24 protein-coding genes and 2 pseudogenes are annotated in these 26,884 nt (G+C 74.6%); 15 read left to right on the top strand and 11 right to left on the bottom strand.

Going from position 1 to position 26,884, the window contains the following annotated elements:
- Positions 1-55: 55 nt before the first annotated feature.
- Positions 56-868, bottom strand: a complete 813-nt coding sequence (locus ABZY20_RS09170; RefSeq protein WP_356438822.1) for a class I SAM-dependent methyltransferase — start codon at positions 866-868, stop codon at positions 56-58.
- Positions 869-1,115: 247 nt separating this feature from the next.
- On the opposite strand from ABZY20_RS09170, the gene ABZY20_RS09165 reads away from it, so the two are divergent.
- The 4 genes from ABZY20_RS09165 to pntB all read left to right on the top strand — a co-directional run bounded on the left by ABZY20_RS09165 (position 1,116) and on the right by pntB (position 5,746).
- Positions 1,116-2,030 carry an AraC family transcriptional regulator gene (locus ABZY20_RS09165; protein WP_356438819.1) on the top strand — a complete coding sequence of 305 codons (915 nt, stop codon included), beginning with the start codon at positions 1,116-1,118 and terminating at the stop codon, positions 2,028-2,030.
- 64 nt (positions 2,031-2,094) lie between these two features.
- A complete protein-coding gene (locus tag ABZY20_RS09160; protein WP_356438816.1) occupies positions 2,095-2,550 on the top strand; it encodes a VOC family protein in 456 nt (151 codons plus the stop codon).
- A gap of 202 nt (positions 2,551-2,752) precedes the next feature.
- Positions 2,753-4,306 carry a Re/Si-specific NAD(P)(+) transhydrogenase subunit alpha gene (locus ABZY20_RS09155; protein ID WP_356438813.1) on the top strand — a complete coding sequence of 518 codons (1,554 nt, stop codon included), beginning with the start codon at positions 2,753-2,755 and terminating at the stop codon, positions 4,304-4,306.
- Between the two features lie 6 nt (positions 4,307-4,312).
- The gene (gene pntB / locus ABZY20_RS09150) at positions 4,313-5,746 is read left to right on the top strand and encodes a Re/Si-specific NAD(P)(+) transhydrogenase subunit beta (RefSeq protein ID WP_356438811.1); all 1,434 of its coding nucleotides are present in this window, start codon (positions 4,313-4,315) and stop codon (positions 5,744-5,746) included.
- Positions 5,747-6,010: 264 nt separating this feature from the next.
- Here the strand turns inward: pntB and argG are convergent, their stop codons facing one another.
- From argG to ABZY20_RS09130, 4 genes are all read right to left on the bottom strand, one after another.
- Entirely contained in the window at positions 6,011-7,465 is a 1,455-nt protein-coding gene (gene argG, locus ABZY20_RS09145; RefSeq protein ID WP_356438809.1) for an argininosuccinate synthase, read from the bottom strand.
- 72 nt (positions 7,466-7,537) lie between these two features.
- A complete protein-coding gene (meaB, locus tag ABZY20_RS09140; RefSeq protein ID WP_356438806.1) occupies positions 7,538-8,530 on the bottom strand; it encodes a methylmalonyl Co-A mutase-associated GTPase MeaB in 993 nt (330 codons plus the stop codon).
- Entirely contained in the window at positions 8,527-10,713 is a 2,187-nt protein-coding gene (gene scpA / locus ABZY20_RS09135; protein WP_356438803.1) for a methylmalonyl-CoA mutase, read from the bottom strand. Before scpA ends, meaB begins: the two co-directional genes overlap by 4 nt.
- Complete coding sequence (locus ABZY20_RS09130) at positions 10,713-12,521, bottom strand: methylmalonyl-CoA mutase family protein (RefSeq protein WP_356438801.1); 1,809 nt, start codon at positions 12,519-12,521, stop codon at positions 10,713-10,715. The genes scpA and ABZY20_RS09130 overlap by 1 nt, the downstream gene beginning before the upstream one ends.
- A gap of 313 nt (positions 12,522-12,834) precedes the next feature.
- Between ABZY20_RS09130 and ABZY20_RS09125 the strand changes: the two genes are divergently transcribed.
- Positions 12,835-13,821 carry an SDR family oxidoreductase gene (locus ABZY20_RS09125; RefSeq protein ID WP_356438798.1) on the top strand — a complete coding sequence of 329 codons (987 nt, stop codon included), beginning with the start codon at positions 12,835-12,837 and terminating at the stop codon, positions 13,819-13,821.
- Between the two features lie 81 nt (positions 13,822-13,902).
- On the opposite strand, the gene ABZY20_RS09120 is transcribed toward ABZY20_RS09125, so the two are convergent.
- Positions 13,903-15,162 (bottom strand): cytochrome P450, encoded by a 1,260-nt coding sequence (locus ABZY20_RS09120; RefSeq protein WP_356438795.1) that lies wholly within the window; start codon positions 15,160-15,162, stop codon positions 13,903-13,905.
- A gap of 147 nt (positions 15,163-15,309) precedes the next feature.
- Between ABZY20_RS09120 and ABZY20_RS09115 the strand changes: the two genes are divergently transcribed.
- The 5 genes from ABZY20_RS09115 (at position 15,310) to ABZY20_RS09095 (ending at position 18,630) form a co-directional block, all read left to right on the top strand.
- Entirely contained in the window at positions 15,310-15,765 is a 456-nt protein-coding gene (locus tag ABZY20_RS09115) for a DUF4383 domain-containing protein (RefSeq protein ID WP_356438793.1), read from the top strand.
- Positions 15,766-16,279: 514 nt separating this feature from the next.
- Positions 16,280-16,489 (top strand): hypothetical protein, encoded by a 210-nt coding sequence (locus ABZY20_RS09110; protein ID WP_356438790.1) that lies wholly within the window; start codon positions 16,280-16,282, stop codon positions 16,487-16,489.
- Between the two features lie 59 nt (positions 16,490-16,548).
- A complete protein-coding gene (locus tag ABZY20_RS09105; protein ID WP_356438788.1) occupies positions 16,549-17,532 on the top strand; it encodes a Rieske (2Fe-2S) protein in 984 nt (327 codons plus the stop codon).
- Positions 17,525-18,058 (top strand): DUF1360 domain-containing protein, encoded by a 534-nt coding sequence (locus ABZY20_RS09100; protein WP_356438785.1) that lies wholly within the window; start codon positions 17,525-17,527, stop codon positions 18,056-18,058. Before ABZY20_RS09105 ends, ABZY20_RS09100 begins: the two co-directional genes overlap by 8 nt.
- A 38-nt stretch (positions 18,059-18,096) precedes the next feature.
- Positions 18,097-18,630 (top strand): hypothetical protein, encoded by a 534-nt coding sequence (locus tag ABZY20_RS09095; RefSeq protein WP_356438783.1) that lies wholly within the window; start codon positions 18,097-18,099, stop codon positions 18,628-18,630.
- A gap of 73 nt (positions 18,631-18,703) precedes the next feature.
- Here the strand turns inward: ABZY20_RS09095 and ABZY20_RS09090 are convergent, their stop codons facing one another.
- Positions 18,704-19,369 (bottom strand): hemerythrin domain-containing protein, encoded by a 666-nt coding sequence (locus tag ABZY20_RS09090; protein WP_356438782.1) that lies wholly within the window; start codon positions 19,367-19,369, stop codon positions 18,704-18,706.
- Between the two features lie 225 nt (positions 19,370-19,594).
- Here ABZY20_RS09090 and ABZY20_RS09085 point away from each other — a divergent pair.
- From ABZY20_RS09085 to ABZY20_RS09075, 3 genes and pseudogenes are all read left to right on the top strand, one after another.
- Positions 19,595-19,762: pseudogene (locus tag ABZY20_RS09085) on the top strand (hemerythrin domain-containing protein); the annotation flags it as partial.
- 34 nt (positions 19,763-19,796) lie between these two features.
- Positions 19,797-20,582 carry an SDR family oxidoreductase gene (locus ABZY20_RS09080; RefSeq protein WP_356438780.1) on the top strand — a complete coding sequence of 262 codons (786 nt, stop codon included), beginning with the start codon at positions 19,797-19,799 and terminating at the stop codon, positions 20,580-20,582.
- Positions 20,583-20,709: 127 nt separating this feature from the next.
- Positions 20,710-21,324 carry a dihydrofolate reductase family protein gene (locus ABZY20_RS09075; protein WP_356438777.1) on the top strand — a complete coding sequence of 205 codons (615 nt, stop codon included), beginning with the start codon at positions 20,710-20,712 and terminating at the stop codon, positions 21,322-21,324.
- Positions 21,325-21,333: 9 nt separating this feature from the next.
- On the opposite strand, the gene ABZY20_RS09070 is transcribed toward ABZY20_RS09075, so the two are convergent.
- Positions 21,334-22,746 carry a hypothetical protein gene (locus ABZY20_RS09070; protein WP_356439635.1) on the bottom strand — a complete coding sequence of 471 codons (1,413 nt, stop codon included), beginning with the start codon at positions 22,744-22,746 and terminating at the stop codon, positions 21,334-21,336.
- Between the two features lie 116 nt (positions 22,747-22,862).
- Between ABZY20_RS09070 and ABZY20_RS09065 the strand changes: the two genes are divergently transcribed.
- Positions 22,863-24,116: a molybdopterin-dependent oxidoreductase gene (locus tag ABZY20_RS09065; protein ID WP_356438774.1), complete on the top strand. Its 1,254-nt coding sequence runs from the start codon at positions 22,863-22,865 to the stop codon at positions 24,114-24,116.
- Positions 24,116-24,538, top strand: a pseudogene (locus ABZY20_RS09060) (hypothetical protein); the annotation flags it as partial. The gene ABZY20_RS09065 and the pseudogene ABZY20_RS09060, both read left to right, overlap by 1 nt.
- A 270-nt stretch (positions 24,539-24,808) precedes the next feature.
- On the opposite strand, the gene ABZY20_RS09055 reads toward ABZY20_RS09060, so the two are convergent.
- From ABZY20_RS09055 to ABZY20_RS09045, 3 genes are read right to left on the bottom strand one after another with little or no spacing between them, the layout of a single operon-like run.
- Positions 24,809-25,528, bottom strand: coding sequence for a class I SAM-dependent methyltransferase (locus ABZY20_RS09055; protein ID WP_356438771.1), 720 nt, complete (start codon positions 25,526-25,528; stop codon positions 24,809-24,811).
- The gene (locus ABZY20_RS09050; RefSeq protein ID WP_356438768.1) at positions 25,525-26,178 is read right to left on the bottom strand and encodes a DUF2064 domain-containing protein; all 654 of its coding nucleotides are present in this window, start codon (positions 26,176-26,178) and stop codon (positions 25,525-25,527) included. Before ABZY20_RS09050 ends, ABZY20_RS09055 begins: the two co-directional genes overlap by 4 nt.
- A complete protein-coding gene (locus tag ABZY20_RS09045) occupies positions 26,175-26,879 on the bottom strand; it encodes a glycosyltransferase family 2 protein (protein WP_356438765.1) in 705 nt (234 codons plus the stop codon). The genes ABZY20_RS09050 and ABZY20_RS09045 overlap by 4 nt, the downstream gene beginning before the upstream one ends.
- Positions 26,880-26,884: the final 5 nt, after the last annotated feature.

The following is a 26,884-nucleotide window of genomic DNA, read 5'->3' as shown; positions in this document are numbered from 1 at the left end:
AGGCGCCTGCCGGCCGGTCACGGGGCGTGAGAACGGCGGCCCCCGCCCCGGCCCGTCAGGCCGTGAAGCGGGCGGTGCCCATCACGACGCGCGCGTCGAGGTCGGTGACGCCGTCCGCCGTGAGCCGGGCGGTGAACTCGGCGCGCACCCGCTCCACCGCCTCCGGCGACAGCCCGTCGAGCATCCGGCGCGTCCCGCTGCCCACGGCCAGGACCCACGCCGTCTCGGGGCTCAGCGGTACCTCGAACCGCCGCCGGGCGACCTGCGGCGCGCTCCCGCCCAGCCCGGTCAGCCAGGCCGCGAGGGCGTCGGTGGTGTCGATCCGCGCCAGTTGGTCCATCTGCGGCGGCCGGGGCAGGGCGCGCTCCGTCTCGACCGCGCCGCGCAGCGCCGACTGCCAGCCGCTCAGCGCACCCTTCTCCCAGACCGTCACCACGAACCGGCCACCGGGACGCAGCTTGCGTGTCAGCGCGGCGGTGTCCCGGTCCATGTCCGGGAAGAAGAACACGCCGAGCGCGCACTGCACGACGTCGTAACCGTCCCCCGGAGCGGGCCACGAGGTGACGTCGTGCGCGTGGAAGCGGATGTTCTCCAGCCCCTCCTCCCGCGCCCGGCGTTCCCCGATCGCCAGCAGCCCCTGCGCGAGGTCCACGGCGTCCACCCGGCCCGCCGGCCCGACGGCCCGCGCGGCGGGCAGAGCCGACGCCCCGGCCCCGCAACAGGCGTCCAGCACCGACTCACCGACGACCGGCGCGGCCAGGGCGGCGGTGGCCGCACCGACCCGGTCCCACAGCCCGGGCGACCAACGATGGAACTCCTCCGCGCCCGCGCTGAAGACGTCCCCGACGGTGTTCTGCTCCGCGGCCATACGCACATGCCCCCTCGTTTCCGGCGAGTCTAGGTTCGGGACGGGCGGAGCACATGCTGATTCCGTCGCCCCGGGGCGGCCGGGCTTTCCACTGCGGCGGCCGGGACTCCTGCCAGGGCGCTCGGGTGTCCCGTCGAGCGACTGCCCGGGCTCCCGCACGGCGTGCCGGTTTCTGCGGGCCGGCTTCGCCCGCAGACGGCCTCCAGATCACATCCCGCCCGTCACCGCCCGCCCCTACGCTGGACGTATGGCTCGTATGGCTCGTATGGCTCGTATGGCTCGTACGGCGGAGACGGCGGCCACGGCGGAGACGGCGGCCACGGCGGAAGAGGACGAGGCGACCGTCGCCGTCACCGTGCGGCCCTCGGCCGAAGGGCGGCTCGGGGCGCTGGTCGGGGCGTTCGGTTACGTCGAGGGCCGGTTCGCTCACGGGGTCGAGCTGGCCCTGCCGACGGGCGGGGCGCAGCTGCTGGTGAACCTCGACGGGGACGTCCTGTCGTCGTCCCCGCTGCGCGGCGCGGACCTGCGGACCGGGGGAGCGGCCCTGCAGGGGCCGCACAGCGTGCCCGCCCTGATCGACCCGGCGCAGCAGCGCGCCGTGGCGTGGGTGGCCTTCCGGCCCGCGGGGGCGTACCCGTTCCTCGCCGCCCCCGTCTCGGCGGTCCGTGACGCACTGGTCGGGCTGGACGACCTGTGGGGCGCGGACGGGGCGGTGCTGCGCGAGCGGCTGCTGGAGGCCATGGCGGCGGGCGGCCCCGCGGCCTGTGTGCGGGAGCTGGAGAGGGCCCTGCTGCGGCGGGCCGAGCGGCACCCGGGGCCCGATCCGGCCGTGCGCCGCGCCGCGGTGCTGCTGGACCGGGGGACGCCCGTGGCCGAGGTGGCCGACCGGCTCGGCTGGACCTCCCGCCGGCTGGCCCGCCGCTGCACCGAGCAGCTCGGCCTCACACCCAAGCGCTACGCCCGGGTGCGGCGCTTCCAGCGGCTGCTGGGGCGGGTGAACGCCGGGCGGACGGCGCCGGACTGGGCCGTCCTCGCCGCGGACTGCGGCTACCACGACCAGGCCCATCTGATCCACGAGTTCCGCGCGCTGGCCGGGATCACCCCGACCGCGTACGCGCCGCGCTCGCCGCTCGCACGCAACCACGTACCGCTCGGCGGGTGACGGACCCGGCCCGGCCGGTCGTTTTCTACAATCCCCGGCCGCCGGGACGCGCGATCGTGAACGCATGACCCACACACATGTCACCCCCGCCGTCACCCGCCTCTACGCCCGGCTCGTGGTCTCCGACGGGCCCCGGGCGATCGACTTCTACCGGACCGCGCTCGGCGCCGAGGAGGTCGAGCGCTACACCGGCCCCGAGGGCCGGATCGTGCACGCCCTGCTGCGTCTCGGGGGCACGGTCCTCGCCGTCAAGGACGCCGACGAGGGCGATCCGGCACCGCCCGCCCTCGGCGGCAGCCCCGTCGTCATGGCCCTGGACGTCGAGGACGCCGACGCCGTCGCCGAGGCCATGCTGCGGGGCGGGGCGAAGATCGTGTACCCCGTGTCCGACCAGCCCTACGGCCAGCGCGCCGGCCGTCTCGCCGACCCCTTCGGGCACCTGTGGATGATCTCCCAGACGATCGAGGACCTGACGCCGGAGGACATCCAGCGGCGCACCGACGAGATGTTCACGTCCTGACGGGCCATCAGGTCCCAGCGCCCGCCTCCGCGGTGTCAGAAGACACAGCGCTACTCCTGAACCCGGCTCCTGGCAAGCCCTGTGCGGTGTGAGTACTGCCTCTCGGCCCATGTGACCGTGGTCCGCCACCGATGCCGCGTCGACCGTGCAGGATGCGGGCACCAAGGAGGACAGGCACACGAACAGACGAGAGAGGCAGACGATGGTCCAAGCGGAACCCGAACCCCAGGGGATCGGCATCCCGGCCGAGTCCGCTGCGGGCGAGACCAGGGTGGCGGCGACCCCCGCCACCGTGGGGAGACTTGTCGCGCTCGGGTACGACGTCGTGGTCGAACCGGGAGCGGGAGCCTCGTCCCGCTTCTCCGACGCGGCCTACCAGGAGGCGGGCGCCCGGCTGGGCGACCCGTGGCAGGCGGAGATCGTGCTCAAGGTGAACGGCCCCTCCAGCGAGGAGATCGGCCGGCTGCGCGACGGGGCGACCCTGATCGCGCTGATCAGCCCGGCCCTCAACCCGGAGCTGGTCGAGGAGCTGGCCCGGCGGCCGATCACCGTGCTCGCCATGGACGCGGTACCCCGCATCTCCCGGGCCCAGTCCCTGGACGTGCTCAGCTCGATGGCGAACATCGCCGGTTACCGGGCCGTCGTGGAGGCGGCGCACGCCTTCGGCCGCTTCTTCACCGGCCAGGTGACCGCCGCCGGCAAGGTGCCGCCCGCCAAGGTCCTGGTGGCCGGGGCCGGGGTCGCCGGCCTCGCGGCGGTCGGCGCGGCCCGCAGCCTCGGTGCCGTGGTCCGCGCCACCGACCCCAGGCCCGAGGTCGCCGAGCAGGTGCGGTCCCTCGGCGGCGAGTTCCTCACGGTCTCCGCCGAGCAGGAGGTCAGCACCGACGGCTACGCCAAGGCCACCTCGGAGGACTACAACCGGCTCGCCGCGCGGCTGTACGCCGAGCAGGCCGCCGACGTCGACATCATCATCACCACCGCGCTCATCCCGGGCCGCCCGGCACCGCGGCTCATCACCGCCGAGGACGTCGCGCGGATGAAGCCCGGCAGCGTCATCGTCGACATGGCGGCGGCCCAGGGCGGCAACGTCGAGGGCACCGTCGCCGGGAAGGCCGTCGTCACCGACAACGACGTGACGATCATCGGCTACACCGACCTGCCCGGCCGCCTCCCCGCCCAGGCCTCGCAGCTGTACGGCACCAACGTCGTCAACCTGATGAAGCTGCTCACGCCCGGCAAGGACGGCCGGCTCGTCCTCGACTTCGACGACGTGGTGCAGCGCTCGATGACCGTGGTCCGCGACGGCGAGAAGACCTGGCCGCCGCCCCCGGTCCAGGTGTCCGCCACGCCCGTCCCCGCGGCGAAGGAGACCGCACCGCCCGCCGACCGGGCACCGGCGAAGCCCGCCCGCCCCGCGTGGGCCTCCTACGCCCTCGTCGCGGCGGGGGCGCTCGCGCTGTTCCTGGTGACCGCCTTCTCCCCGAGCGAACTGCTCGGCCACTTCACGGTGTTCGTCCTGGCGATCGTCATCGGCTTCTACGTCATCGGCAACGTGCACCACGCGCTGCACACGCCGCTGATGTCGGTCACCAACGCCATCTCCGGGATCGTCGTGGTCGGTGCGCTGCTGCAGATCGGGCACGGGAACACCGCCGTGACCGTGCTGTCGTTCGCCGCGATCCTGCTGGCGAGCATCAACATCTTCGGCGGATTCGCCGTCACCCGCCGCATGCTCGGCATGTTCTCGAAGGGCTGATCAGGGATGACCACAGTCTCGGCCACACAGGCCGCCTACGTCGTCGCGGCGCTGTTGTTCATCCTCAGCCTCGCCGGTCTCTCCCAGCACCGGACCTCCCGTTCGGGCGTCGTCTGGGGCATCGCGGGCATGGTCGTCGCGCTGGCCGCCACGGTCGGTCTCGCCTCCCGCAGCATCACCGCCACGTCCCTGGTGCTGATCGCCGTCGCCACGGCCGTCGGCGCGGGCATCGGGCTCTGGCGGGCCCGGGTCGTCGAGATGACCGGCATGCCCGAGCTGATCGCCATCATGCACAGCCTGGTCGGCCTGGCCGCCGCGTTCGTCGGCTGGAACGGCTACCTGGAGGTCGACGACGAGCTGAGCGGTTCGCTGCTCGGCATCCACCACGCCGAGGTGTTCATCGGGGTGTTCATCGGCGCGGTCACCTTCACCGGGTCCGTCGTCGCCTACCTGAAGCTGTCGGCGCGCATCGACTCCCGCCCGCTGACGCTGCCCGGCAAGCACGTCCTCAACATCGGCGCCCTGGTCGCGTTCGTCGCGCTCACCGTCGCCTTCGTGGCCAGCCCCAACATGGGCCTGCTCGTCGCCGTCACCGTGATCGCCCTCGCCCTCGGCGCGCACCTGGTGGCCTCCATCGGCGGCGGTGACATGCCGGTGGTCGTCTCCATGCTGAACAGCTACTCGGGCTGGGCCGCGGCCGCCTCGGGCTTCCTGCTCGCCAACAACCTGCTCATCGTCACCGGCGCGCTGGTCGGCTCCTCCGGTGCCTACCTGTCGTACATCATGTGCAGGGCGATGAACCGCTCGTTCATCTCGGTCATCGCGGGCGGCTTCGGCACCCCGGCGGCGGCCGCCGAGGACGGCGAGCAGGGCGAGCACCGGGAGATCAGCGCCGAGGAGACCGCGGAACTGCTGCGCGACGCCTCCTCGGTGATCATCACCCCGGGCTACGGCATGGCCGTCGCCCAGGCCCAGTACCCGGTCGCCGAACTCGCGCGCAAGCTGCGCGAGCGGGGTGTGGAGGTGCGGTTCGGCATCCACCCGGTCGCCGGCAGGCTGCCCGGGCACATGAACGTGCTGCTCGCCGAGGCGAACGTGCCGTACGACATCGTCCTGGAGATGGACGAGATCAACGACGACTTCGCCGCCACCTCCGTCGTCCTGGTCATCGGCGCCAACGACACGGTCAACCCGGCCGCCACGGACAACCCGACCAGCCCCATCGCGGGCATGCCGGTGCTGCACGTGTGGGAGGCGGCGAACGTGGTCGTCTTCAAGCGGTCCATGGCCGCCGGGTACGCGGGCGTGCAGAACCCGCTGTTCTTCCGCGAGAACACCCAGATGCTGTTCGGCGACGCCAAGCAGCGGGTGGAGGACATCCTGCGCGGCCTGGACGCCCTGGACGCCCCGGTCCCGGAGATGGCGGGCTCGTCCCGCTGAAACGGCGTAGCCCGCCCGGGAGGGACGGGCGGGCGGGACAGGACCCGCCGTGCTGATCGGCCCCGGCCGGTGCTCCCACCGGCCGGGGCCGAGGCGTTCGAGCGGACGGTCCGGCCGCCCGGCCGCCTCGGCGCGCGGGCGCGCTCGCCGGGCAACGCGCGAGGGCGTGCGCCGTCGCCGCACTCCCGCGCCCGCACCCGTCACGCGAAGGGCCGGCTCACCACGTCAGTGGCGAGCCGGCCCTTCGCGTGTGTACCGGGTCGGTCAGTCCGTGCCGGACTCCATGGCCGCGCGGTCCAGCCAGGCGTCCTCCTCGGAGACCTCGCCACGGGACGCGATCGCCTCGGCGCCGCCCTGCGGCAGCTCCGGCATGGTGCCGATCAGGCCCGTCGCGGCGGCCTGGGAGGCGCCGATGGTCGGGCTGCCGGTGCCGATGAGGCCGATGCCGGCGTACTGCTCCAGCTTGGCGCGCGAGTCGGCGATGTCGAGGTTGCGCATGGTGAGCTGGCCGATCCGGTCGACCGGGCCGAACGCCGAGTCCTCGGTGCGCTCCATGGACAGCTTGTCCGGGTGGTAGCTGAACGCCGGGCCGGTGGTGTCGAGGATCGAGTAGTCCTCACCGCGGCGCAGCCGCAGCGTCACCTCGCCGGTGACGGCGGCGCCGACCCACCGCTGCAGCGACTCGCGGATCATCAGCGCCTGCGGGTCCAGCCAGCGGCCCTCGTACATCAGCCGCCCGAGGCGCCGTCCCTCGGTGTGGTACTGGGCGACGGTGTCCTCGTTGTGGATCGCGTTGACCAGCCGCTCGTAGGCGGCGTGCAGCAGGGCCATGCCCGGGGCCTCGTAGATGCCGCGGCTCTTGGCCTCGATGATGCGGTTCTCGATCTGGTCCGACATGCCGAGGCCGTGCCGGCCGCCGATGGCGTTGGCCTCCATGACCAGGTCGACGGGGGAGGCGAACTCCTTGCCGTTGATCGTCGCCGGGCGGCCCTGGTCGAAGCCGATCGTCACGTCCTCGGTGGCGATCTCGACCGAGGGGTCCCAGAACTTGACGCCCATGATGGGCTCGACCGTCTCGATGCCGGTGTCCAGGTGCTCCAGGGTCTTGGCCTCGTGGGTGGCGCCCCAGATGTTGGCGTCGGTGGAGTACGCCTTCTCCGTGCTGTCCCGGTAGGGCAGCCCGTGGGCGAGCAGCCACTCCGACATCTCCTTGCGGCCGCCCAGCTCGGTCACGAACGCCGCGTCCAGCCAGGGCTTGTAGATCCTGAGGTGCGGGTTGGCGAGCAGGCCGTAGCGGTAGAACCGCTCGATGTCGTTGCCCTTGAAGGTCGAGCCGTCGCCCCAGATCTGGACGTCGTCCTCCAGCATCGCCCGCACCAGCAGCGTGCCGGTGACGGCGCGGCCCAGCGGCGTGGTGTTGAAGTACGCCCGCCCGCCCGAGCGGATGTGGAACGCGCCGCAGGTCAGCGCGGCCAGGCCCTCCTCGACGAGCGCCGCTCGGCAGTCGACCAGGCGCGCGATCTCGGCACCGTAGGTCTTGGCACGGCCGGGCACCGAGGCGATGTCGGGCTCGTCGTACTGGCCGATGTCGGCGGTGTAGGTGCACGGGACGGCGCCCTTGTCGCGCATCCACGCGACCGCGACGGAGGTGTCGAGACCGCCGGAGAAGGCGATGCCGACGCGCTCGCCGGCGGGCAGGGAGGTGAGGACCTTGGACATAGAAAGAGTATGTCTCACTTTGCATAGTCATGCAAGCGGGGTATGCGCAATCGCGACCCCGCCGGGTCCTGCTCAGCCGTCCGCCGCCCCGGAACCCCCGAGCGCGCCCAGGATCCGCTCGGCGGCCAGGGTCGGGGTCAGCCCGCCCTCCCGTACCTGCTGCTCCAGGACCGGCGCCAGCGCCCGCACCGCGGGGTCGGCGTGCAGGCGGCCCAGGAGTTCGTCGCGGACCATGGTCCAGGTCCAGTCGACCTGCTGGTCGCGCCGCTTGGCGCTCAGGCGGCCGGTGGAGTCCAGCCGGGTGCGGTGCTCCTCCAGGCGCTCCCACACCGCGTCCAGACCCGCCGACTCGCGGGCGCTGCAGTGCAGCACCGGCGGCGTCCAGAAGGCGTCCTTGCCGTGCATCAGCCGCAGCGCGCCCGCCAGTTCGCGTGCGGCCGCCCGGGCGTCGCGCTCGTGCGGACCGTCCGCCTTGTTCACGGCGATCACGTCGGCCAGCTCCAGCACGCCCTTCTTGATGCCCTGGAGCTGGTCGCCGGTCCGGGCGAGGGTGAGCAGCAGGAAGGAATCGACCATGTTCGCCACGGCCGTCTCCGACTGGCCGACCCCGACCGTCTCGACCAGGACCACGTCGTAGCCGGCCGCCTCCATCACCACGATCGACTCGCGGGTGGCCTTGGCGACCCCGCCGAGCGTGCCCGCGGTGGGGGAGGGGCGCACGAACGCCGCCGGGTCCACCGCCAAGCGCTCCATCCGGGTCTTGTCGCCGAGGATGGAGCCGCCCGTACGGCTGGAGGACGGGTCGACGGCGAGGACCGCGACCCGGTGCCCGAGCCCGGTGAGCATCGTGCCGAACGCGTCGATGAACGTCGACTTGCCCACCCCGGGCACCCCGCTGATCCCGATGCGCCGCGCCCGGCCGCTGTGCGGCAGCAGCGCCGTCAGCAACTCCTGGGCCAGCGCGCGGTGCTGCGGCCGGGTCGACTCGACGAGCGTGATGGCGCGGGCGACCAGCGCCCGCTTCCCGTCGAGCACGCCCTTCACATACGCGTCGACATCGATCACAGGTCGTGCCCGAGGCCGTCCGACAGCCGCTTCACCAGGTCGTACGCCGCGTCCGGGATCACCGTCCCGGGCGGGAAGACGGCCGCCGCGCCCATCTCGAGCAGCGTCGGCACGTCCTGCGGCGGGATCACACCGCCGACCACGACCATGATGTCCTCGCGGCCCTCCTCGGCCAGCGCCTCGCGCAGCGCCGGGACGAGGGTGAGGTGACCGGCCGCCAGCGACGAGACGCCGACGATGTGCACGTCCGCCTCGACCGCCTGCCGGGCCACCTCGGCGGGCGTCTGGAACAGCGGGCCGACGTCCACGTCGAAGCCCAGGTCGGCGAAGGCGGTGGCGATCACCTTCTGGCCGCGGTCGTGGCCGTCCTGGCCCATCTTCGCGACCAGGATGCGCGGCCGGCGTCCCTCGGCCTCCTCGAAGGCGGACACCAGGGTGCGGGTGCGGTCCACGCTCGGGGACTCTCCGGTTTCGTTGCGGTACACGCCGGTGATCGTACGGATCTGGCTCGCGTGCCTGCCGTACACCTTCTCCAGGGCGTCGGAGATCTCCCCGACGGTGGCCTTCGACCGGGCCGCGTGCACGGCCAGCTCCAGCAGGTTGCCCTCGCCGGCGGCGGCCCGGGTCAGCGCGTCCAGCGCGTCCCGGCAGGCCGTCTCGTCCCGCTCGGCGCGCAGCCGCCGCAGCTTCTCGATCTGCTGGGCCCGCACGGAGGAGTTGTCGACCTTGAGCACGTCGATCTGCTCGTCGGTCTCCACCCGGTACTTGTTGACGCCGATCACCGGCTGACGGCCCGAGTCGATCCGGGCCTGGGTGCGGGCCGCGGCCTCCTCGATGCGCAGCTTCGGGATGCCCGCGTCGATGGCCTTGGCCATGCCGCCCGCCTGCTCGACCTCCTGGATGTGCTGCCAGGCGCGCCGGGCCAGGTCGTACGTCAGCTTCTCCACGTACGCGCTGCCGCCCCACGGGTCGATCACGCGGGTGGTGCCGGACTCCTGCTGCAGCAGCAGCTGCGTGTTGCGGGCGATGCGCGCCGAGAAGTCCGTCGGCAGGGCGAGCGCCTCGTCGAGGGCGTTGGTGTGCAGCGACTGGGTGTGGCCTTGCGTGGCCGCCATCGCCTCGACACACGTGCGCGTGACGTTGTTGAACACGTCCTGCGCGGTCAGCGACCAGCCCGAGGTCTGCGAATGGGTGCGCAGCGACAGGGACTTGGCGTTCTGCGGGTCGAACTGCCTCACCAGCTTCGCCCACAGCAGGCGCGCCGCCCGCAGCTTGGCGACCTCCATGAAGAAGTTCATGCCGATCGCCCAGAAGAACGACAGCCGCGGCGCGAACGCGTCCACGTCCAGGCCGGCTTCACGGCCCGCCCGGATGTACTCCACGCCGTCCGCGAGCGTGTACGCCAGCTCCAGGTCGGCCGTCGCGCCCGCCTCCTGGATGTGGTAGCCGGAGATGGAAATGGAGTTGTAGCGCGGCATCCGCTGCGAGGTGAAGGCGAAGATGTCGGAGATGATCCGCATCGACGGCTTCGGCGGGTAGATGTAGGTGTTGCGGACCATGAACTCCTTCAGAATGTCGTTCTGAATGGTTCCGGCCAGCTTCTCGGGCGGTACGCCCTGCTCCTCGGCGGCGACGATGTACAGCGCCAGCACCGGCAGCACCGCGCCGTTCATCGTCATCGACACCGTCATCTTGTCCAGCGGGATCCCGTCGAACAGCTGCCGCATGTCGTAGATCGAGTCGATGGCCACGCCCGCCATGCCGACGTCACCGGTCACCCGCGGGTGGTCGCTGTCGTAGCCGCGGTGCGTCGGCAGGTCGAAGGCGACCGACAGGCCCTTCTGCCCGGCCGCGAGGTTGCGCCGGTAGAAGGCGTTGGACTCCTCGGCCGTGGAGAAACCGGCGTACTGGCGGATCGTCCAGGGCTGGTTGACGTACATCGTCGGGTACGGGCCGCGCAGGTACGGCGCCGCGCCCGGGTACGTCTCCAGGAAGTCCAGGCCCTCCAGGTCACGTCCGGTGTACAGCGGCTTGACCGCGATGCCCTCCGGGGTCTCCCACAGCAGGTCGTCGCCGCCGGAGGCGTTCTTGACCGCCGCACGCCACTCGTCGGGGCCGCCGTCGGGGGCCGGGGTGCCCAGCTCGATCCCGGAGAAGTCGGGGATGCTGAAGGGGGCGGTCATCAGGACACTCCCATGCGGTCGAGGGTCGCGGACAGCACGGCCACGGCGTCGCAGCCCGCGAAGACGTACGCGTCGACACCCGGGTACGCACCGGGCCGCCCGGCGAGGAACACGTGCGAGGCGCCGGCCGCGCGCAGCTCCGCGGCCTGGTCGGCCGCCTGCTCCGCGTACAGGGCGTCGCTGGAGCACAGCACGGCCTCCGTCGCGCCGCTCTCCTCGAAGGAGCCCTCGGTGACCGGCTCGATGCCGCCGGCCTGGAAGAGGTTCGAGGCGAAGGTGAGGCGCGCGGTGTGCGCGGCGGCCGGGCCGAGCGCGGCGAGGTAGATCCGCGGCCGGGAGCCGGTCGCGGCGAGATGCGCGTCGCTGCGGGCGCGCAGCGCCTCGTACGCCTCGTCGCGCCGCACCCGCGGCAGCCCGCCGGACGGCTGCTCGGGCGCGCTCTCGCGCACGACCGGCTTCTCCGCCAGGTGCGGGAACTCGCTGACACCCGTGACGGGTTCGCGCCGCTTGGCCAGCCGCGCCGTCCGCGCCTGCCAGGTCCCGGCGAGGTCCCGCTCGACGTCCCCCGAGCGCAGGGCCGCCGCCATGCCGCCGAGCCCTTCGATCCGCTGGAAGAACTCCCAGCCCGCGTGGGCGAGTTCGTCGGTGAGCCGCTCGACGTACCAGGAGCCGCCCGCCGGGTCGATCACCCGGGCCAGATGCGACTCCTCGATGAGGATCGTGGAGGTGTTGCGGGCGATCCGGCGCGCGAAGGCGTCCGGCAGGCCCAGGGCGTGGTCGAAGGGCAGCACGGTGACCGCGTCGGCCCCGCCCGTCCCCGCGGCCAGTGTCGCGATGGTCGTGCGCAGCATGTTCACCCACGGGTCGCGGCGCGTCATCATCACCGGCGAGGTCACCGCGTGCTGGCGCTGCGCCCCGGCGGCCGGGGCACCGCAGACCTCGGCCACCCGCGCCCACAGGCGCCGCGCGGCCCGCAGCTTGGCGATCGTCAGGAACTGGTCGGCGGTCGCGGCGTAGCGGAACTCCAGCTGCCCGCAGGCCTGTTCGACGCTCAGCCCGGCCCCGGTCAGCTCCCGCAGGTACGCCACCGCCGTGGCCAGCGAGGCTCCCAGCTCCTGGGCGGCCGAACCGCCGGCCTCGTGGTACGGCAGCGCGTCCACGGTCAGCGCCCGCAGCCCCGGGTACCGCCCGGCGCACAGCCGCGCGAGCTCGGCGGCCGGCGCGACGTCACCGGGCTGTCCCGTCCGGGCCTGGAACCCGAGCGGATCCGCGCCCAGGTTGCCGCGCGCCGCGTCCGGGGACACCCCGCGCTCCTCGTACAGCCGCAGCAGCGCCCGCGCGGCCGGTTCGGTGTCGCGCCCGGCGTCCAGGACGACCGGGGCGAGGTCCAGATAGACGCCGTCGAGGACCGTGCCGAGGGAGGACACCGGGATGCCGCCGTCGCCCACGGCCAGCCACAGCGAGGTGACGCCGTTCTCCAGGTCCGCCAGGACGGTGTCCCGGTCGGCCGTGGTGTGCCGCTGCCGTACGTCCCAGCCGCCGACCGTGTTCCCCTCGGCGCGGCCGCCGCGCACAAAGGGCGCGAATCCCGGGAGACCAGGTGCGGGCGAGGCATCGCGCGCGGTGTAGAGGGGGCGCGTGCGCACCCCGTCCTCCAGCGCGGTGGAGAGGGCTTCCTCGGCCTCGGCGCCCTCGACGTCCTTGCCCGATTTGCGCAGCACACCCGCCACAAGGCGCTGCCACTGCTCATGGGACACGTCAGGGAACTCGCCGGCCAGCTCAAGCCCGTCGTCAGGCAGGACCGTCATGCTCGGATGCTAGGACACGAGCACGAAAGAGCAGCAGAGGGCAAGGCTGTGACCTTTCCCTCGCCCGTCCTGTGATCTCCCTCTCCCCGCCCCCGCGCGAGCTCCCGACGGGCCCGGCCGGGATCGTCGCCCACGCCGGCACCGGGCGTCAATCACCCCGCACCGGACGGCCGTTGCCCGGCGGCACCGGGGCGGGCCGGCGGCCGCGCCCGGTACCGGAACCCGCCGGCTGATCCTTGCCGTGCGCGGGTACCCGTCAGCCGCGGAGGCGGGCACGAGGCGACCGGGCCCGCGCGGACGTGAGGAGGCACGGATGCGATGGCGTGATCAGGTGGTGGTGGTGACCGGGGCGTCCAGCGGGATCGGACGGGCCACGGCGGAGGCCTTCGCCCGCAAGGGATGCGCCGTGGTGCTGGCCGCGCGGCGCGAGGAGGCGCTGCGGGCGGCGGCCCGCGCGTGCGAGGAGCACCGAGGGGCCCGGACCCTGGTGGTGCCGACCGACATGACGGACCCCAAGGCGGTCGACGAACTGGCACGGCGCGCGGTGGAGGAGTTCGGCCGTATCGACGTCTGGGTCAACAACGCGGCCGTCAACGCCTTCGGCCGGTTCGAGGACGTGCCCCTGGAGGACTTCCGCAAGGTCCTGGACGTCAACGTCATGGGCTGTGTGCACGGGACCCGGGCGGCGCTGCCCGTGATGCGGGAGCAGGGCACCGGCACACTGATCAACATCTCGTCGATCGTGGGGGCGGTCGCCCAGCCATACAGCCACCCGTACGGCATGTCCAAGCACGCCGTCCGCGGGCTCGGGTCGAGCCTCAGGCAGCAACTGCGGGTGGAGGGGGTCAACGGCATCCGGATGTGCACGGTGCTGCCCGCCACCATCGACACGCCGCACTTCCAGCACGCGGCCAACCACACCGGGCGCCGGGTCGTGGCCATGCCGCCCGTCTACACGCCCGAACGCGTCGCCCGGGCGGTCGTGGCCCTGGTCCGCCGGCCGCGCCGCGAAGTCGTGGTCGGCCCCGCGGGCCGCGCCCTGGTGCGCCAGTCCCGGATGGCCCCGGCACTGGCCGAACGGGCCATGGCACGCCAGACGGACCGGGCCCACCTCGCCGACGAGGAGTCCCCGGCCACCCACGGGGCGCTGCACGTCCCGGCACCCGGCGAGGGCGCGGTGCACGGCGGCTGGGGCGGCAAACGCCGCACGGCCCTGCGCCGGGTGGCCGTCACCGCCGTCCTGGTGGGAGCGGCCGTGACGGCCGGGCGGCGGTTCGTTCGTGGACCGGTGGGTGTGTGAGGCGGGGGTGCCGGGCACCGGCGCGGCGGCCCGTCGTCCCGTGGCGGGCCGCCGTGGGACGTGGGTCTCGGCGCGCCCCGGTCAGCGGGCCGCGAGTCCCGCCGGCAGCGGGACCCGGACGTCCTCCAGGACGAAGCCGCTGCGCACCCGGGCCGGCATCCGGGTCAGTGGGATCCTCAGGTCCTGTTCGGGGACCTCGTACTCCAGCCGTGCCAGGCGCGGGCCGAGGGCGGCCAGGAGCGCGACCGTGATGTCCTCGCCGGGGCAGCGGTGCCCGGCGGCGGGGTCGCCGCCGCCCTGCGGGATCAGTTCGTCGCGTGCGGGCGGCCGCCCGGCGAAGCGCTCCGGCTGGAAGGCATAGGGATCGTCGAAGTGCGCGGGGTCGTGGTTCTGCCCGTACACGTCGAGCAGGACCATCGTGCCGGCGGGGATCGGCTCGCCGTGCCAGTCGAGGTCGGTCACGGCCCGCCCGCCGACGAACGGGGCGAAGGGGTAGAAGCGCCGCAGTTCGTGGGCGAACGCCACGGCGTACGCGGCGTCGTCCCCGCGCAGGCGCTCCCGGACGTCCGGCCGGCGCAGCGCGTGCCCGGCGTAGGTGAGGAACCAGCACACCGCGACCGTCGGCCGGACCACGTTGAGCAGTTCGACCGCGGCGGTGCGCGGATCGAGGAGCCGGCCGTCGGCGTCGCGGTGCCGGGCCACCCCGTCCAGCACCGACCCCTGCGGCGCGGTGGCGGACCCCGCGCGTACGTCGTCGACCAGGCCCGCCAGCCACGCCTCGCTGCGGGCGCGGGCCCGGCGGGCCCGCCAGTGGCGCGGTCCGGCGGTGGCGAAGCCGTCGACCATGGCGACCATGTCCCGCGCCACCGCGTCGGGATCATGCAGCGGGATCCCCGCCCACCGGCACACCCCGCGGGTGAGCACCCGGCTCGCCTCGTCGAACAGCACCACCCGGCGCCCGGGCCACGACGCGACCGTCTCGTCCCACTCCGCGCAGACGCCGTCCACGAGCCCGCCGACCGCCTCCGGGCCGGTGAGCAGGGAGAGGAACATGCCCTTGCGCACCCGGTGGAGCTGCCCGTCCAGGGTGTGCACGGCCCCGTGCCCGAACAGCGTGCTCAGCACCGGTCCGGGCAGCGCCGTGCCGCGCTCGATGTGCTGTTCGTCGTAGAAGAACCGCACCGCCTCCGGGCCGTGCAGGGCGACGGCGTGCTGTCCCATCAGCCGGGTCCGCACCAGGGGAGCCGTGGTGCGGCGCAGACGGCCGGGCAGCCAGGTGTACCCCTGGGCCAGCAGGGCGAGCGAGCTGTCCGCGAGCGGTGGGCGGCGACTGTGATCCATGGCGCGGCGGGTGCCCCGGGCCCCACCGCGGAAACGCGGCCCGCCGGGCCCCCGCCGGTACCGGCACGATTGCGCCGCGTGACAGGGGTACCCGCCGCGCACCGGGCGCTCACCGTGACGCGCCCCCGCGCCGGAAGGCCGTCGACGATGACCACACGCACTGAGCCGGCACGCGGTGCCCGCACCCCCGTCCAGCAGGCCGCCCTGCTCGTGGGAGCGGTGTTCCTGCTCGTCGGGATCCTGGGCTTCATCCCGGGGATCACCACGAACTACGACACCATGGAGTTCGCCTCGCACGACTCCGGCGCCGAACTCCTCGGCGTCTTCCAGGTGTCCGTCCTGCACAACCTCGTGCACCTGGCGTTCGGCGTCGCGGGCCTGGCCCTGTCGCGCACCGCCTCCGGTGCCCGCACCTACCTCCTGGCGGGCGGTGCCGTCTACCTCGTCCTGTGGCTGTACGGCCTGATCATCGGCCACGACACGGCCGCCAACTTCGTCCCGCTGAACACGGCCGACGACTGGCTGCACTTCTTCCTCGGCATCGGCATGATCGCCCTGGGCGTCCTGCTCACGCGCCGCCCGGCCGGCGCCCCGAGGACGTGACCGGCGATGGCGAAAGCCAAGGCACTCTGGACGGCCGCCGCGACAGTGACCGCCGGTGCCGTGCTCGCCCAACAGCGCGCGGCCGCACGACCCGCCGACCGGCGGCCGGTGAACGCTGGCTGACGGTGACGGTCAACGTCGACCCGGCCGCGATCCACGAGAAGCTGCCCGCGCCCCTGTGCGAGTACGGCGACAGCATCGAGACCCGGATCCTGCCCGCCCCCGGGGACCGCGGCACGGAACTGTGGTTCGGCTCAGGGAACCGCAGCCGCAGGTCACACACTCCGTGCCGGCCCGGATCGCCGGTCAGGACCCGCGCGCGCCCTGCGCGACGCCAAGTCGCTGCTGGAGGTGGGCGAGGTGCTCGAACCCGACACACCGCCCACCACCCGAGACACCCCGGGCGGAAAGCCACTCGGTCCGCTCGGCCGCCGCGCCGGCGGGGAGGGAGTGCTGTGAAAGCCTTGTCCTCGGCGTCTTCGCCGGCGCCGTCGACAAGTTCTCCCTCGGCGCGGTGATCAACAAGGGCCTTACCCTCCGGGGCGCCCAGCAGCACGGCCGGCGCTACATCCCGATGCTGCTGGGCCGGCTGGCGGCCGGGGAGCTGAGCACGTCCCACCTGGCGACCCACACCGTCTCCCTGGACGAGGCACCCCGGGCCTACGAGATGTTCAAGGACAAGAGCGACGGCTGCGTCCGCGCGGTCATCCGGCCGGGCGGCTGACCACGGCTCGGCCGCATTCCGGCCGTTTGGCGCCCGGACCGGTGGAAACCCGGTCGCGCATGAGCGAAACGCCACGCCGCCGCCCGCTGCGGCAGAACCGGGTCCTGTGGCTGCTGGACGGCCTGGAGCGCGATCCCCGGGCCGACGCGGTGATCGGCACCCTCCGCGAGAGGGTCCGGTCCCTGCCGCTGGGACGCGGCAGGGACCTGCTGCACGGCCGGTGGCTCGGGCACCCGGTGCACCCGCTGCTGGTGCAGGTGCCGACCGGGTGCTGGATGTCGGCGGCCGTCCTCGACCTGCGCCCCGGCCGCTCCCGCGAGTCCCGGCTGCTGATCGGGGTCGGACTGGCCGCCGCCGCGCCCGCGGCCCTGGCCGGCTGGACGGACTGGGCGGAACTGCACCGCCGGCAGCAGCGCGTGGGGCTCGTGCACGCCCTGTCGAACACGGCGGCCGTCGGCCTCTACGCCGCCTCGCTCGCCGCCCGCGCCCGGGGACGCGAGGCGGCGGGCCGGTCCCTCGGCTTCCTCGGCCTGACGGCGGTCGGGATCGGCGGCATGCTGGGCGGCCACCTCGCCTACCGGCAGGCCTCCGGCGCCAACCACGCCGAAGAGGTCCCGCACGTCGTCTCCGAGGGCTGGCACCGCATCGGCACCGTCGACGAGTTCCCGGCCGGTGAACCGGTACGGCGCACCGTCGACGACGTCCCGGTGCTGGTGGTGCGCGAGACCGGCGGGCAGATCCACGCACTCGCCGAGCGCTGCAGCCACCTGGCCGGACCGCTCGCCGAGGGCACCGTCGCCGACGGCTGCGTCCGCTGCCCCTGGCACGGCAGCGTCTTCCGCCTCTCCGACGGCTGGAACGTACGCGGCCCCGCCACCGCACCGCAGCCCTCCTTCGAGACCCGCATCACCGACGACGGCTCGGTCGAGGTCCGGCTGCGCCACCAGAACGGGGGACAGCGTGCGCGGCACCGCAGGGAACCCGCCGGGCGGACCGGCGCCGCGCGGGCGGGCGGCACCGAGGGGCGGAACGCCCGTGACTGACGACCGCCCGGCACACGGCCTGCGGGCGCTGCTGCGGCGCGCCGGACGGAGCTACTCGGCGGGCCACGACCGCCCGCTCGGCGGCTATCTCGCCGCCATGGCCGGCTTCGCCACGTTCACGACCGCCTGGACCACCGCCGTACGGCGCAGCGGCCGCCCGCTGCCCGACCGCCCTGAGCCCTGGGACGTCGCCCTCACGTCGGTGGCCACCTTCCGGCTCAGCCGGCTGCTCAGCAAGGCCTCGGTGACCAGCCCCCTGCGGGCCCCCTTCACCCGGTACGTCGGACCCCAGGGGCCCGCAGAGCTGCACGAGGAGGCACAGCCCGAGCCCGGCCGGCACACCGTGGGCGAACTCGCGACCTGTCCCTTCTGCATGAGCGTCTGGGTCGCCTCCGGCCTGACCGCCGGCCAGCTCCTGTGGCCCCGCGCGACCCGCACCGCCATGGGCGCCCTGACCGCCCTGGCCGGGGCGGACGCCCTGCAACTGGCGTACGGCGCGCTGGTACAGCGCACGACCGGCGACTGAACGGGGTGGAGCCCGGGCCCCCGGGTACCCGACCGGACATGTTCAGGCGCGCACTGTGGCAAGGGCTCATCGCCGGCACCGCCGGAGGGGTCGTGATGACCCTCGGTGAGAAGATCGAGCAGGCCGTCACCGCACGGCCGGACTCCCACGTGCCGGCCCGGGTGCTGCAGCGCCTGACCGGCCGGCCCGAGCGCCCCGGCACCCAGCCGCTCACGGCCAACTGGGCCATGCACTTCGGCCAGGCCGCCGTCCTCGGTGTCCTGCGCTCGGTCATGGCCCAGTCCGGGCTGCGCGGACCGCTCGCCTCCGCCAAGTTCACCGTCGTACGCCTCACCAACGACCAGATCCTCGAGAACGCGACCGGTGTCGGCGCCCCGCCCTCGACCTGGCCCCGCCGCGAATTCGCCGTGGACGTCCTGCACAAGGCCGTCTACGGCTTCGTCACCGGCGCCGTGGCCGACGCGCTGGCGGCGCGCGGCGGCCCGGGGCCCGGCGAACGCCACGCGGCGCGCCGCCCCGGCCGCCACGCCGACGCCGGACCGCTGCCCCGCGGCGAGGCGTACGCCCGCTGAGCCGGGACGCCGCCGGACCGGGGCCCGCGCTCCGGTCCGGCCTGCCGGCACGACCGGGCGGACACGCCGGGGCTCAGCGCCGCCGGCGCAGCCCGGCGACGGCCGCCGCGCCGATCAGCAGCCCGGCCAGCACCTTCCCGAGCAGGGCCACGGGGACGCCCGCGCCCGACGCGTCGCGCACCCGGTCCCAGAGACTCAGCGGCACGCCCAGCAGGGCGTTGCCCGGCGGCCGCCGTGGAACGACCGGGTGGGGGTGCGTGGGGGCGTTCCTGCGGACCGTCTCCCACGCGGTGCCCAGCCGGCGCAGCCGCGTGCCTCCCAGCGCCTCCTGCAGCCGGGGCAGCACGAGGTCCTCCTCGTCGCGGATGTCCTGCCGCACCAGGGCGAAGACCCGGCGTACCGCGTCCTCCCGCTCCGGCGCGCCCGGTTCGAGGCGTTCGACGTCGGCGACGAGATCGTTGATCTGCTGGTGTTCCTCCTCGACCCGGGAGGTCAGCTCCTCCCCGTCCGGCACCGAGCGCCGCACGGCCGGCCACAGCACGGTCTCCTCGGCGAAGGCGTGGCTGAACACGAGCCGGACGACCTCCGTCAGCACCCGTTCGCGCTCCTCGCCGCCCTCCAGCGCCCCGTACCGGTCCATCAACCGGTCCATCTCCGCGTGATCACGGCGCTGCCGCGCCAGAACACTGCCCGGACCGCCCAGCTGCTCCACCGTCTGGTCCTCGATGGTCGTTCCCATGCCCCGCTCCCTTCCGCGCACCGGCGCAGCCGCCGGGCCCGCGCCGCCCCGGCCGGTGCCGGAGCCGCCGGCGGCCGGGTACCCCGGGCCGCGCGGCCAACGACGACCGTGCCTCCACCCGCGCACACGGCACCTGCCGGGCGGAAGCGGACACCGGGCTGACCCGCCAGGGGGAACCGGCTCATCGTCGGGACGTGAGCGGTGGCTGGGCCCGACGGCACCGCCCTCGCCTCCATGGCCAAGGCGCTCAAGGCAGCCGGGGCCATGGCCCCGACCCGGCCGCATCCGGGCGTCGAGTCCGGCGCTGCCGACGTGGCGCTCCATCCCGTCGCCGCGCTGATGGACCGCACCGAGGACGCGGTCCGCAAGGCCATGGCCCGCGACGACGGCTGAGCCGCCCAGACCCCCGGGCAGTACGTTCGGCCCCATGACGGACACGAGGCGCTTCCAGGGGTACGGGGTTCTGGTCACCGGCGGGGCACGCGGCATCGGTGCCGCCGTCGCCCGCCGGTTCGCGCGGGAGGGGGCCCGGGTCCTGGTGGCCGACCGGGACCCGGAGGCGGCGGCACGTACCGCGCGGGCACTGCGGGACGAAGGGCCGGCGGCCGAGGGGGTCGGGTGCGACGTGGCCGACCGGGACGCGGTCGAGGCGGCCGTCGCGCACGCCGCGGGCACCTTCGGCTCGCTCGACGTGCTGGTCAACTGCGCCGCCCACTGCTCGCCCGACCTGCCCCGCTTCGAGGACCAGCCGGACGGGTCCTGGGCGCGCGACCTCGACGTCACCCTGACCGGCGCCTACCGCTGCTGCCGTGCCGCCCTGCCGCACCTGGCGGCCTCCGGCCGGGGCGCCGTCGTCTCCATCGGCTCGGTCAACGGGCTGCAGGACTTCGGCAACCACGCCTACAGCGCCGCCAAGGCCGGACTCGGCTCCCTCACCCGCACCCTCGCCGGGCACGCCGCCCCCCGCGGCGTCCGCGTCAACCTCGTGGTGCCGGGCACCGTGCGCACCACCGCCTGGGAGGGCCGCGACGACGACCTGGAGGCGGTGCGCCGGCTGTACCCGCTGGGCCGGGTCGGCGAACCGGAGGACATCGCCGCGGCCGTCACCTTCCTCGCCTCCCGCGACGCGTCCTGGATCACCGGCACCGCGCTGGTCGTCGACGGCGGCCTCACCGCCGTGAACACGGGCTTCCACCAGGCGCTGGGCACCTAGGCGGGCGGCGGGAACGCACGTCCGCGAGCCCGGACAGAGCCCCGGACAGAGCCCTGGACAGAGCCCGTCACAGAGCCCATGACCGTCCGGCCGATGACTTCGGGCCGCGGCCGGGGTCGGTACCTGTATGACACGCATCATCGCCGACATCTCGGTATCCCTCGACGGCTTCGTCACCGGCCCCGACCCAGGCCCCGGCAACGGCCTGGGCACCGGCGGCGAGGCCCTGCACACCTGGGCGTTCTCCGACGCTCCGGAGGACCGCCGCATCGTGCGCGAGGCGACCGCCCGCTCGGGCGCCGTCGTCCTCGGCCGGCGCCTCTTCGACCTGGTCGACGGGCCGGACGGCTGGAACGACGAGACCGGCTACGGCGCCCGCGAGGTCGGCAAGCCCGCGTTCGTCGTGGTGACGAGCACACCGCCGGAGTCGGTGCGGCTCACCGACCTCGACTGGACGTTCGTCACCACCGGACTGCCCGACGCCGTCACCGCCGCGCGCGAGCGGGCCCTGGCGGCGTCCGCGCGCAGCGGCGAGGACCTCGGCGTCGTCCTGATGGGCGGCGGCGCCACGGTCGGTTCCGCGCTCGCCGCCGGACTGGTCGACACCCTGGTGCTCCACCTCGCCCCCGTCCTGCTGGGCGCCGGCACGCCCCTGTTCACCGGCGGCACCCCGCGCACCCTGGTGCGGCGAGGCGTGACCGCGACCTCCACCGCGACCCACCTCACCTACGACGTCCTCTGACGCCCCTGCTCACCACCCCGTCCACAGCAGGTGGTTCAGGGTCAGGGCGAGTGCCGCCTGAGCGGCCAGCCAGGCACGCCGGCGGGGCAGCAGCGCGCACGCGGGCAGCAGCCACAGTGCGAACGGCAGCCAGATCCGTTCCGTCTCCGCCTTGCTCATGCCGGACAGGTCGGCGACCAGCAGGGCCGCCAGGGCGGCGGCCACGAGACACGCCAGCCGCAGCGCACCGCGAGACGCACCGGGGGGCCCGGTGCGCGGTCCGGTGCGTGCCCCGGTGCGCGCTCGCACCAGCACCGCGCCCGCCCGCCGCAGCCCCGCCGCCGTCGCCGGTCCGGTGATGAGCGCCGCGCAGGCCAGGTTGGCCCACACCCAGTAGCCGTAGGGGCGGACACCGCCCGCGCCCTGGTGGTACCGGGTGACCAGCAGCCGGTAGGCCTCCCACCAGTCGAAGCCCGCGAACGTGAACGCCACCGGCACCACCGCCAGTCCGGCGGTCAGCGGCACCAGCAGAGCCGGGCGCTGCCGGACGCCGTCCCGGCCGAGCACGAGCACCGCCCCCGCGATCAGCGCGACGAGCGTGAGGCCGTACGACAGGTAGCAGGTCAGGCCGAACAGCAGCCCGGACGCCCCGGCCCACACCGGGGAACGGGTGGTGAGGGCGAGCGCCAGGCAGGCCACCGCCCACGCCGCCACCGCCGCGAAGTACGCGTCGGCCGACGTGCCCATCCACACCGCCGCCGGCGCCGCCACCAGGAAGGGCGCCGCCCGGCGCGCCCGCTCCTCACCGGCCAGGGCCCGCACGGTGACCAGGACGGCCACACAGGCCGTCGCCCCCACGGTCACACACCACAGCCCCGCCCAGCCCCCGCCCCGCAGCCCCACCCGGTCGAGCAGCACGAAGGTCAGTGTGGCGGCGGGCGGGTGACCGGCCACATGGGCGGGCCAGTTGTCGGGGGAGTCGAGCAGGATGTGCCCGGTGAAGCCGCGCAGGGCCGCGGGGACGTCGTGGAAGCGCTCGACGACCTGCAGGTACTCGTGGCGGGTGGTGAGCCTGCGGGCGACGCCGTGCTGCCATCCGTCGACCAGGGCGAGCGAGAGGATCCACGCCGTCGCCGTGCCCCAGACCACCGGCGGCAGCGCCCGCCAGGGCAGCCGGGCCGCGAGCGGGGGGCCGTACGCCACCGTGGCGATCGCCACCAGCAGGGCCGCCGGGGTGCCCGGGCCCGCGTGCGGTCCCCAGGACGCCAGCAGCGGCGGCCAGTCGACGAACAGGGTGCGGCGGGTCCCCTGGAGGTGCCGGCCGACCGCCACGGCCGCTCCCACGAGCAGCACGGCGGTCCCGGCGGCGTACAGGTCCCGGCGCGGACCGCGGGACGTACGGGCCGATGCGGTGGGCGGTGCGGTGGAGGCCGGTGTGCGGATCACCCTCGCACGCTAGGCCGCGCGGCCCGCCCCGGACCGCCGCCCGGACCCGACGTCAGCGTTTCGTCATCGGTCACGCACCCTGTCGCGGGGCGCCTGCGGCCTACGGTCGGCTCATGCGAGACGACCCACGCGAAGGTTCCCGCGATCCGCGGCTCCCCTCGTCCCCCGGTTTCTGGCGCAGCCCCCTGCGCGGCCCCCGGTTCACCTCCGTGCTGGGCCTGGTCCTGCTGGTCGGCATCCCCGTGCTGTTCGTGACGGGGCTGCTCTCGTACGCCGCGTACAACCCGGGCCTGTCGCCGGTGAACGACAAGACACCGGACAAGGGGATCCTCGGCCTCTACCTCTTCGCCTGGCCGACGCACCCGCGCTGGCTGTACCGGCTCAACCAGGGCGTCCACGTCACCCTCGGCGTCACCCTGATCCCCGTCCTGCTCGCCAAGCTGTGGTCGGTGATCCCACGGCTGTTCGCCATGCCGCCGGTCCGCTCGCTCGCGCACGCCCTGGAGCGGCTCTCGCTGCTGCTCCTGGTCGGCTCCGGGCTGTTCGAGTTCGTGACCGGCGTGCTCAACGTCCAGCTCGACTACGTCTTCCCGGGTTCCTTCTACCCCCTGCACTTCTACGGCGCCTGGGTGTTCCTGGCCGCCTTCGTGGCGCACGCGCTGCTGAAGACGCCGGTCGCACTGCGCAATCTGCGGCGGCTGCGGGAGGAGGGCAGCGACCTGGTGCCGACCCGCCCCGCCGAACCGACCGTCTCCCGGCGCGGCGCCCTGTGGTTCGTCGGGAGCGGCTCGCTGCTGCTGTTCGCGACCACGGCCGGGCAGAGCTTCGACGGCCTGCCGCGGCGCACCGCCCTGCTCGCGCCGCACGGCGGGGCGGACCCCGGCAGCGGCCCGAACGGCTTCCAGATCAACAAGACCGCCGCGTACGCCGGGATCGACGCCGCCCGCACGAGCGAGGAGGCGTGGCGGCTCGTCGTCACGGGACGCACGGGGACGGTCCGCCTCAGCCGTGCCCAGCTCTCCGCATTGCCTCTGCACAGCGCGGCGTTGCCCATCGCCTGCGTGGAGGGCTGGTCCACGTCCGACCAGAGGTGGCGCGGGGTGCGCCTGCGTGACCTGGCGGCCCTCGTCGGGTACGAGGACGACCCGCCGGACGTGCTCGTGGAGTCCCTGCAGCAGCACGGCGCCTTCCGCAGGGCCGCCCTGCGCGCCAACCAGGTGGCCGACCCCCGGTCCCTGCTCGCCCTCCAGGTCAACGGCGAGGCCCTGTCCCCCGACCACGGATATCCGGCGCGGGTCATCGTGCCGGCGGCGCCCGGTGTGCTGAACACCAAGTGGGTGGCCCGGATGACGTTCGGAGCCCTGTGATGACGCCCGCCCGCCCCGCCCTCGGCAGCCCGCCGCACCTTCTGCTCCTGGCCTGCTCGTTCGCCCTCGCCGCCTACGCGGGCGTACGCCTGCTCGCCGGCGACTGGTTCGGCGTGGCGCTGTGGGTCGTGGGCGCGGCGCTGCTGCACGACCTGGTCCTGCTGCCGCTGTACGCCGCCCTGGACCGGACGGTCGTACGAGGGCTGGGCGCGGTCCGCCGCCGCGGGTGGGTGATGTACGTGCGCGTACCGGCGGCCCTGTCCGGGCTCCTGCTGCTCGTCTGGTTCCCCCTGATCACCGGCAGGACGGAACAGCGCTACCGCAACGCCACGGCCCTGCCCCCGGAAGCTTTCCGGGCCCGCTGGCTCCTGATCACCGCCCTCCTCTTCGGCGGCTCCGCGCTGGTGCTGGGGCTGCGGTTGCTGTGGGGGCGGGGGCGGGGAAGGGGCTTTCGCCGGGGACGCGTTGAGAGGGTGCTCTCTTCATGGGCGCGTGGGCGGGGGCGGTTTGCGTGGCCGGTGGCGGTGCGCGACGGGCCGCGTGGCCGGTTGTCCGCCACTGGCCGCCGGTTTCGCGGCAGCGTCACACGTCGACCTTCCAGGTCCGCGACAGCGGCGGCGGTCCGGCCGCACAAAGCGGTCAGACCGCACAAAGCGGTCCGGCCGCACAAAGGGGAGGACGCGTGCGCGTGCTCAGGTGTCCCTGGTCCGCGGGCCGCCGATCACCGCGCCCCGGTCCGGCGGCTCGGCGCCGTGGCCGGGGCGCGTGCGCAGGGCCGCGAAACGGCGGCCGTCGGCCGTCCACCGGGCGGCCGGGTCCCAGCCCCGGGCGTGAGCGAGCAGCGCGCGCGTGCCGAGCCGGGCCCAGGGGAAGGGGGCACCGGCACCGGCCCGGCCGTCGGTGATGCGGACCGGCACGCGTTCGTCGACCTCCACCGGGGCCGTCTCGGCGATCAGCAGACCGCCGGGGCGCAGCAGGCGCGCCACCCGGTCCAGCAGGGCGCGCGGGTCGCCGCCGATGCCGATGTTGCCGTCCATGAGCAGAACCGTGCCCCAGCGGCCCTCACCGGGCAGCGGCTCGAACACCGACCGCCGCAGCGCCCGCCCCCCGAGCCGTACGGTGTGCTCCACGGCGGCCTCGCTGACGTCGATGCCGAGGACGGACCGCCCCCGGGAGGCGAGTTCCACGACCAGCCGTCCGGGCCCGCAGCCCACGTCCAGCACCGTCCCCTCGCACCGGTCCAGCACGTCCCGGTCGACCGCGTCGGCCCGCGCGCACCAGCGTTCCACCTCCAGCGGCAGCAGCCAGCCGTCGGCGCGGCGCAGGAACAGCGGTCCGCGTCCCGCGCGCAGGGCCGCGGCGTAGGGGTCGGCGCCGGCCCAGGCGACGGCGGTGGCGGCCGGGGCGCTCATCGGGAGGCGCCCGGGTCCGCAGCCGCCGCGCCGGCCACCGCGCCATCCGCCGAACAGCGCGCGAGGCGCGCCGCGAAGGCGCTCCGCGGGGCGAGCGCGGCGACCGCCTGGGCGTCGGCGGCCGTGTCGACGTCGCGCAGCCGCGGCAGGTCGCGCACCCGCAGGCCGGCCGCGACCAGGCGCTCCCGCTGCACGGCTCCCGTACGCGGCGTCGACATGGGCACGCCCCGCAGCAGCGCGGGATCGGGGCGCGCCAGGCCGAGCGCCCAGAAGCCGCCGTCCTCCGCCGGGCCGAACCAGGCGTCGCAGCCGTCGAGGTCCACGCCCAGCAGACCCGGTGTCACCTGCGGGGTGTCCATGCCGATGAGCAGGGCGGGACCGGCGCACCGGGCGAAGGCGTCCGCCAGCCGCTCGTCCAGTCCGCCCGCGCACTGCGGTACGACGTCGAAGCCGGGCGGCAGCCACGGCCCGGGGGCGCCGTCGAGGACGAGGACGCGCCGGGCGGCGGGCGTCGCGGCCACCGCGCGCAGGGTGTCCGCGAGGGCCGCCTCGGCCAGTCCGGCCGCCTGCGCGGGCGTGAACGGCGGCGTCAGACGGGTCTTGACCCGGCCCGGCCGCGGCTCCTTGGCGATGACGACAAGCGTGGTCAACGGACCCTCCCCCCTTCCCGCGCGGGCGCTTCGCCCAGCACGCGGCTCATGTCCCGTACGGCCTGCCAGGTGCCGCGCCAGGTGCCCGTCACCTTCGACGCTCCGGTGCGCGGCAGATACGGCACGTCGTGCTCGGCGATCCGCCAGCCGGCGTCGGCCGCGCGGACCACCATCTGCAGCGGATAGCCGCTGCGCCGGTCGCTGAGGCCGAGCGCGAGCAGCGGCTCACGGCGGGCGGCGCGCAGCGGCCCCAGGTCGTGCAGACGCAGTCCGGTGCGGCGGCGCAGCATCCGCGCCAGGGCGAGGTTCCCGGCCCGGGCGTGCGCGGGCCACGCGCCCCGGCCCCGCGGCCGCCGCCGCCCGAGCACCAGATCGGCCGCCCCCTCGCGCACCTCGCGCACGAACGGCACCAGGAGGGAGGGGTCCAGAGAGGCGTCGCAGTCGCAGAAGCACACCACGTCGGCGGTGGCGGCGGTCAGCCCGGCGTGGCAGGCCGCGCCGAAACCCCGCCGGGGCTCGTGCACCACCGTCGCGCCCCACGCCCGCGCGACCTCGGCCGAGCCGTCCGTGGAACCGTTGTCGACGACCAGTGCGCGCCAGCCCGGCGGAATCCGCTCGAGCACCCAGGGCAGGGCGGCGGCCTCGTTCAGGCAGGGGAGCACCACGTCGACGGGGGAAGGTGTCGTCGTCACGGTCCTCACCCTAC

Source organism: Streptomyces sp. NPDC006624 (assembly GCF_040611555.1).
Lineage (GTDB): Bacteria > Actinomycetota > Actinomycetes > Streptomycetales > Streptomycetaceae > Streptomyces.
This window is presented reverse-complemented; position numbering and strand designations above follow the sequence as displayed.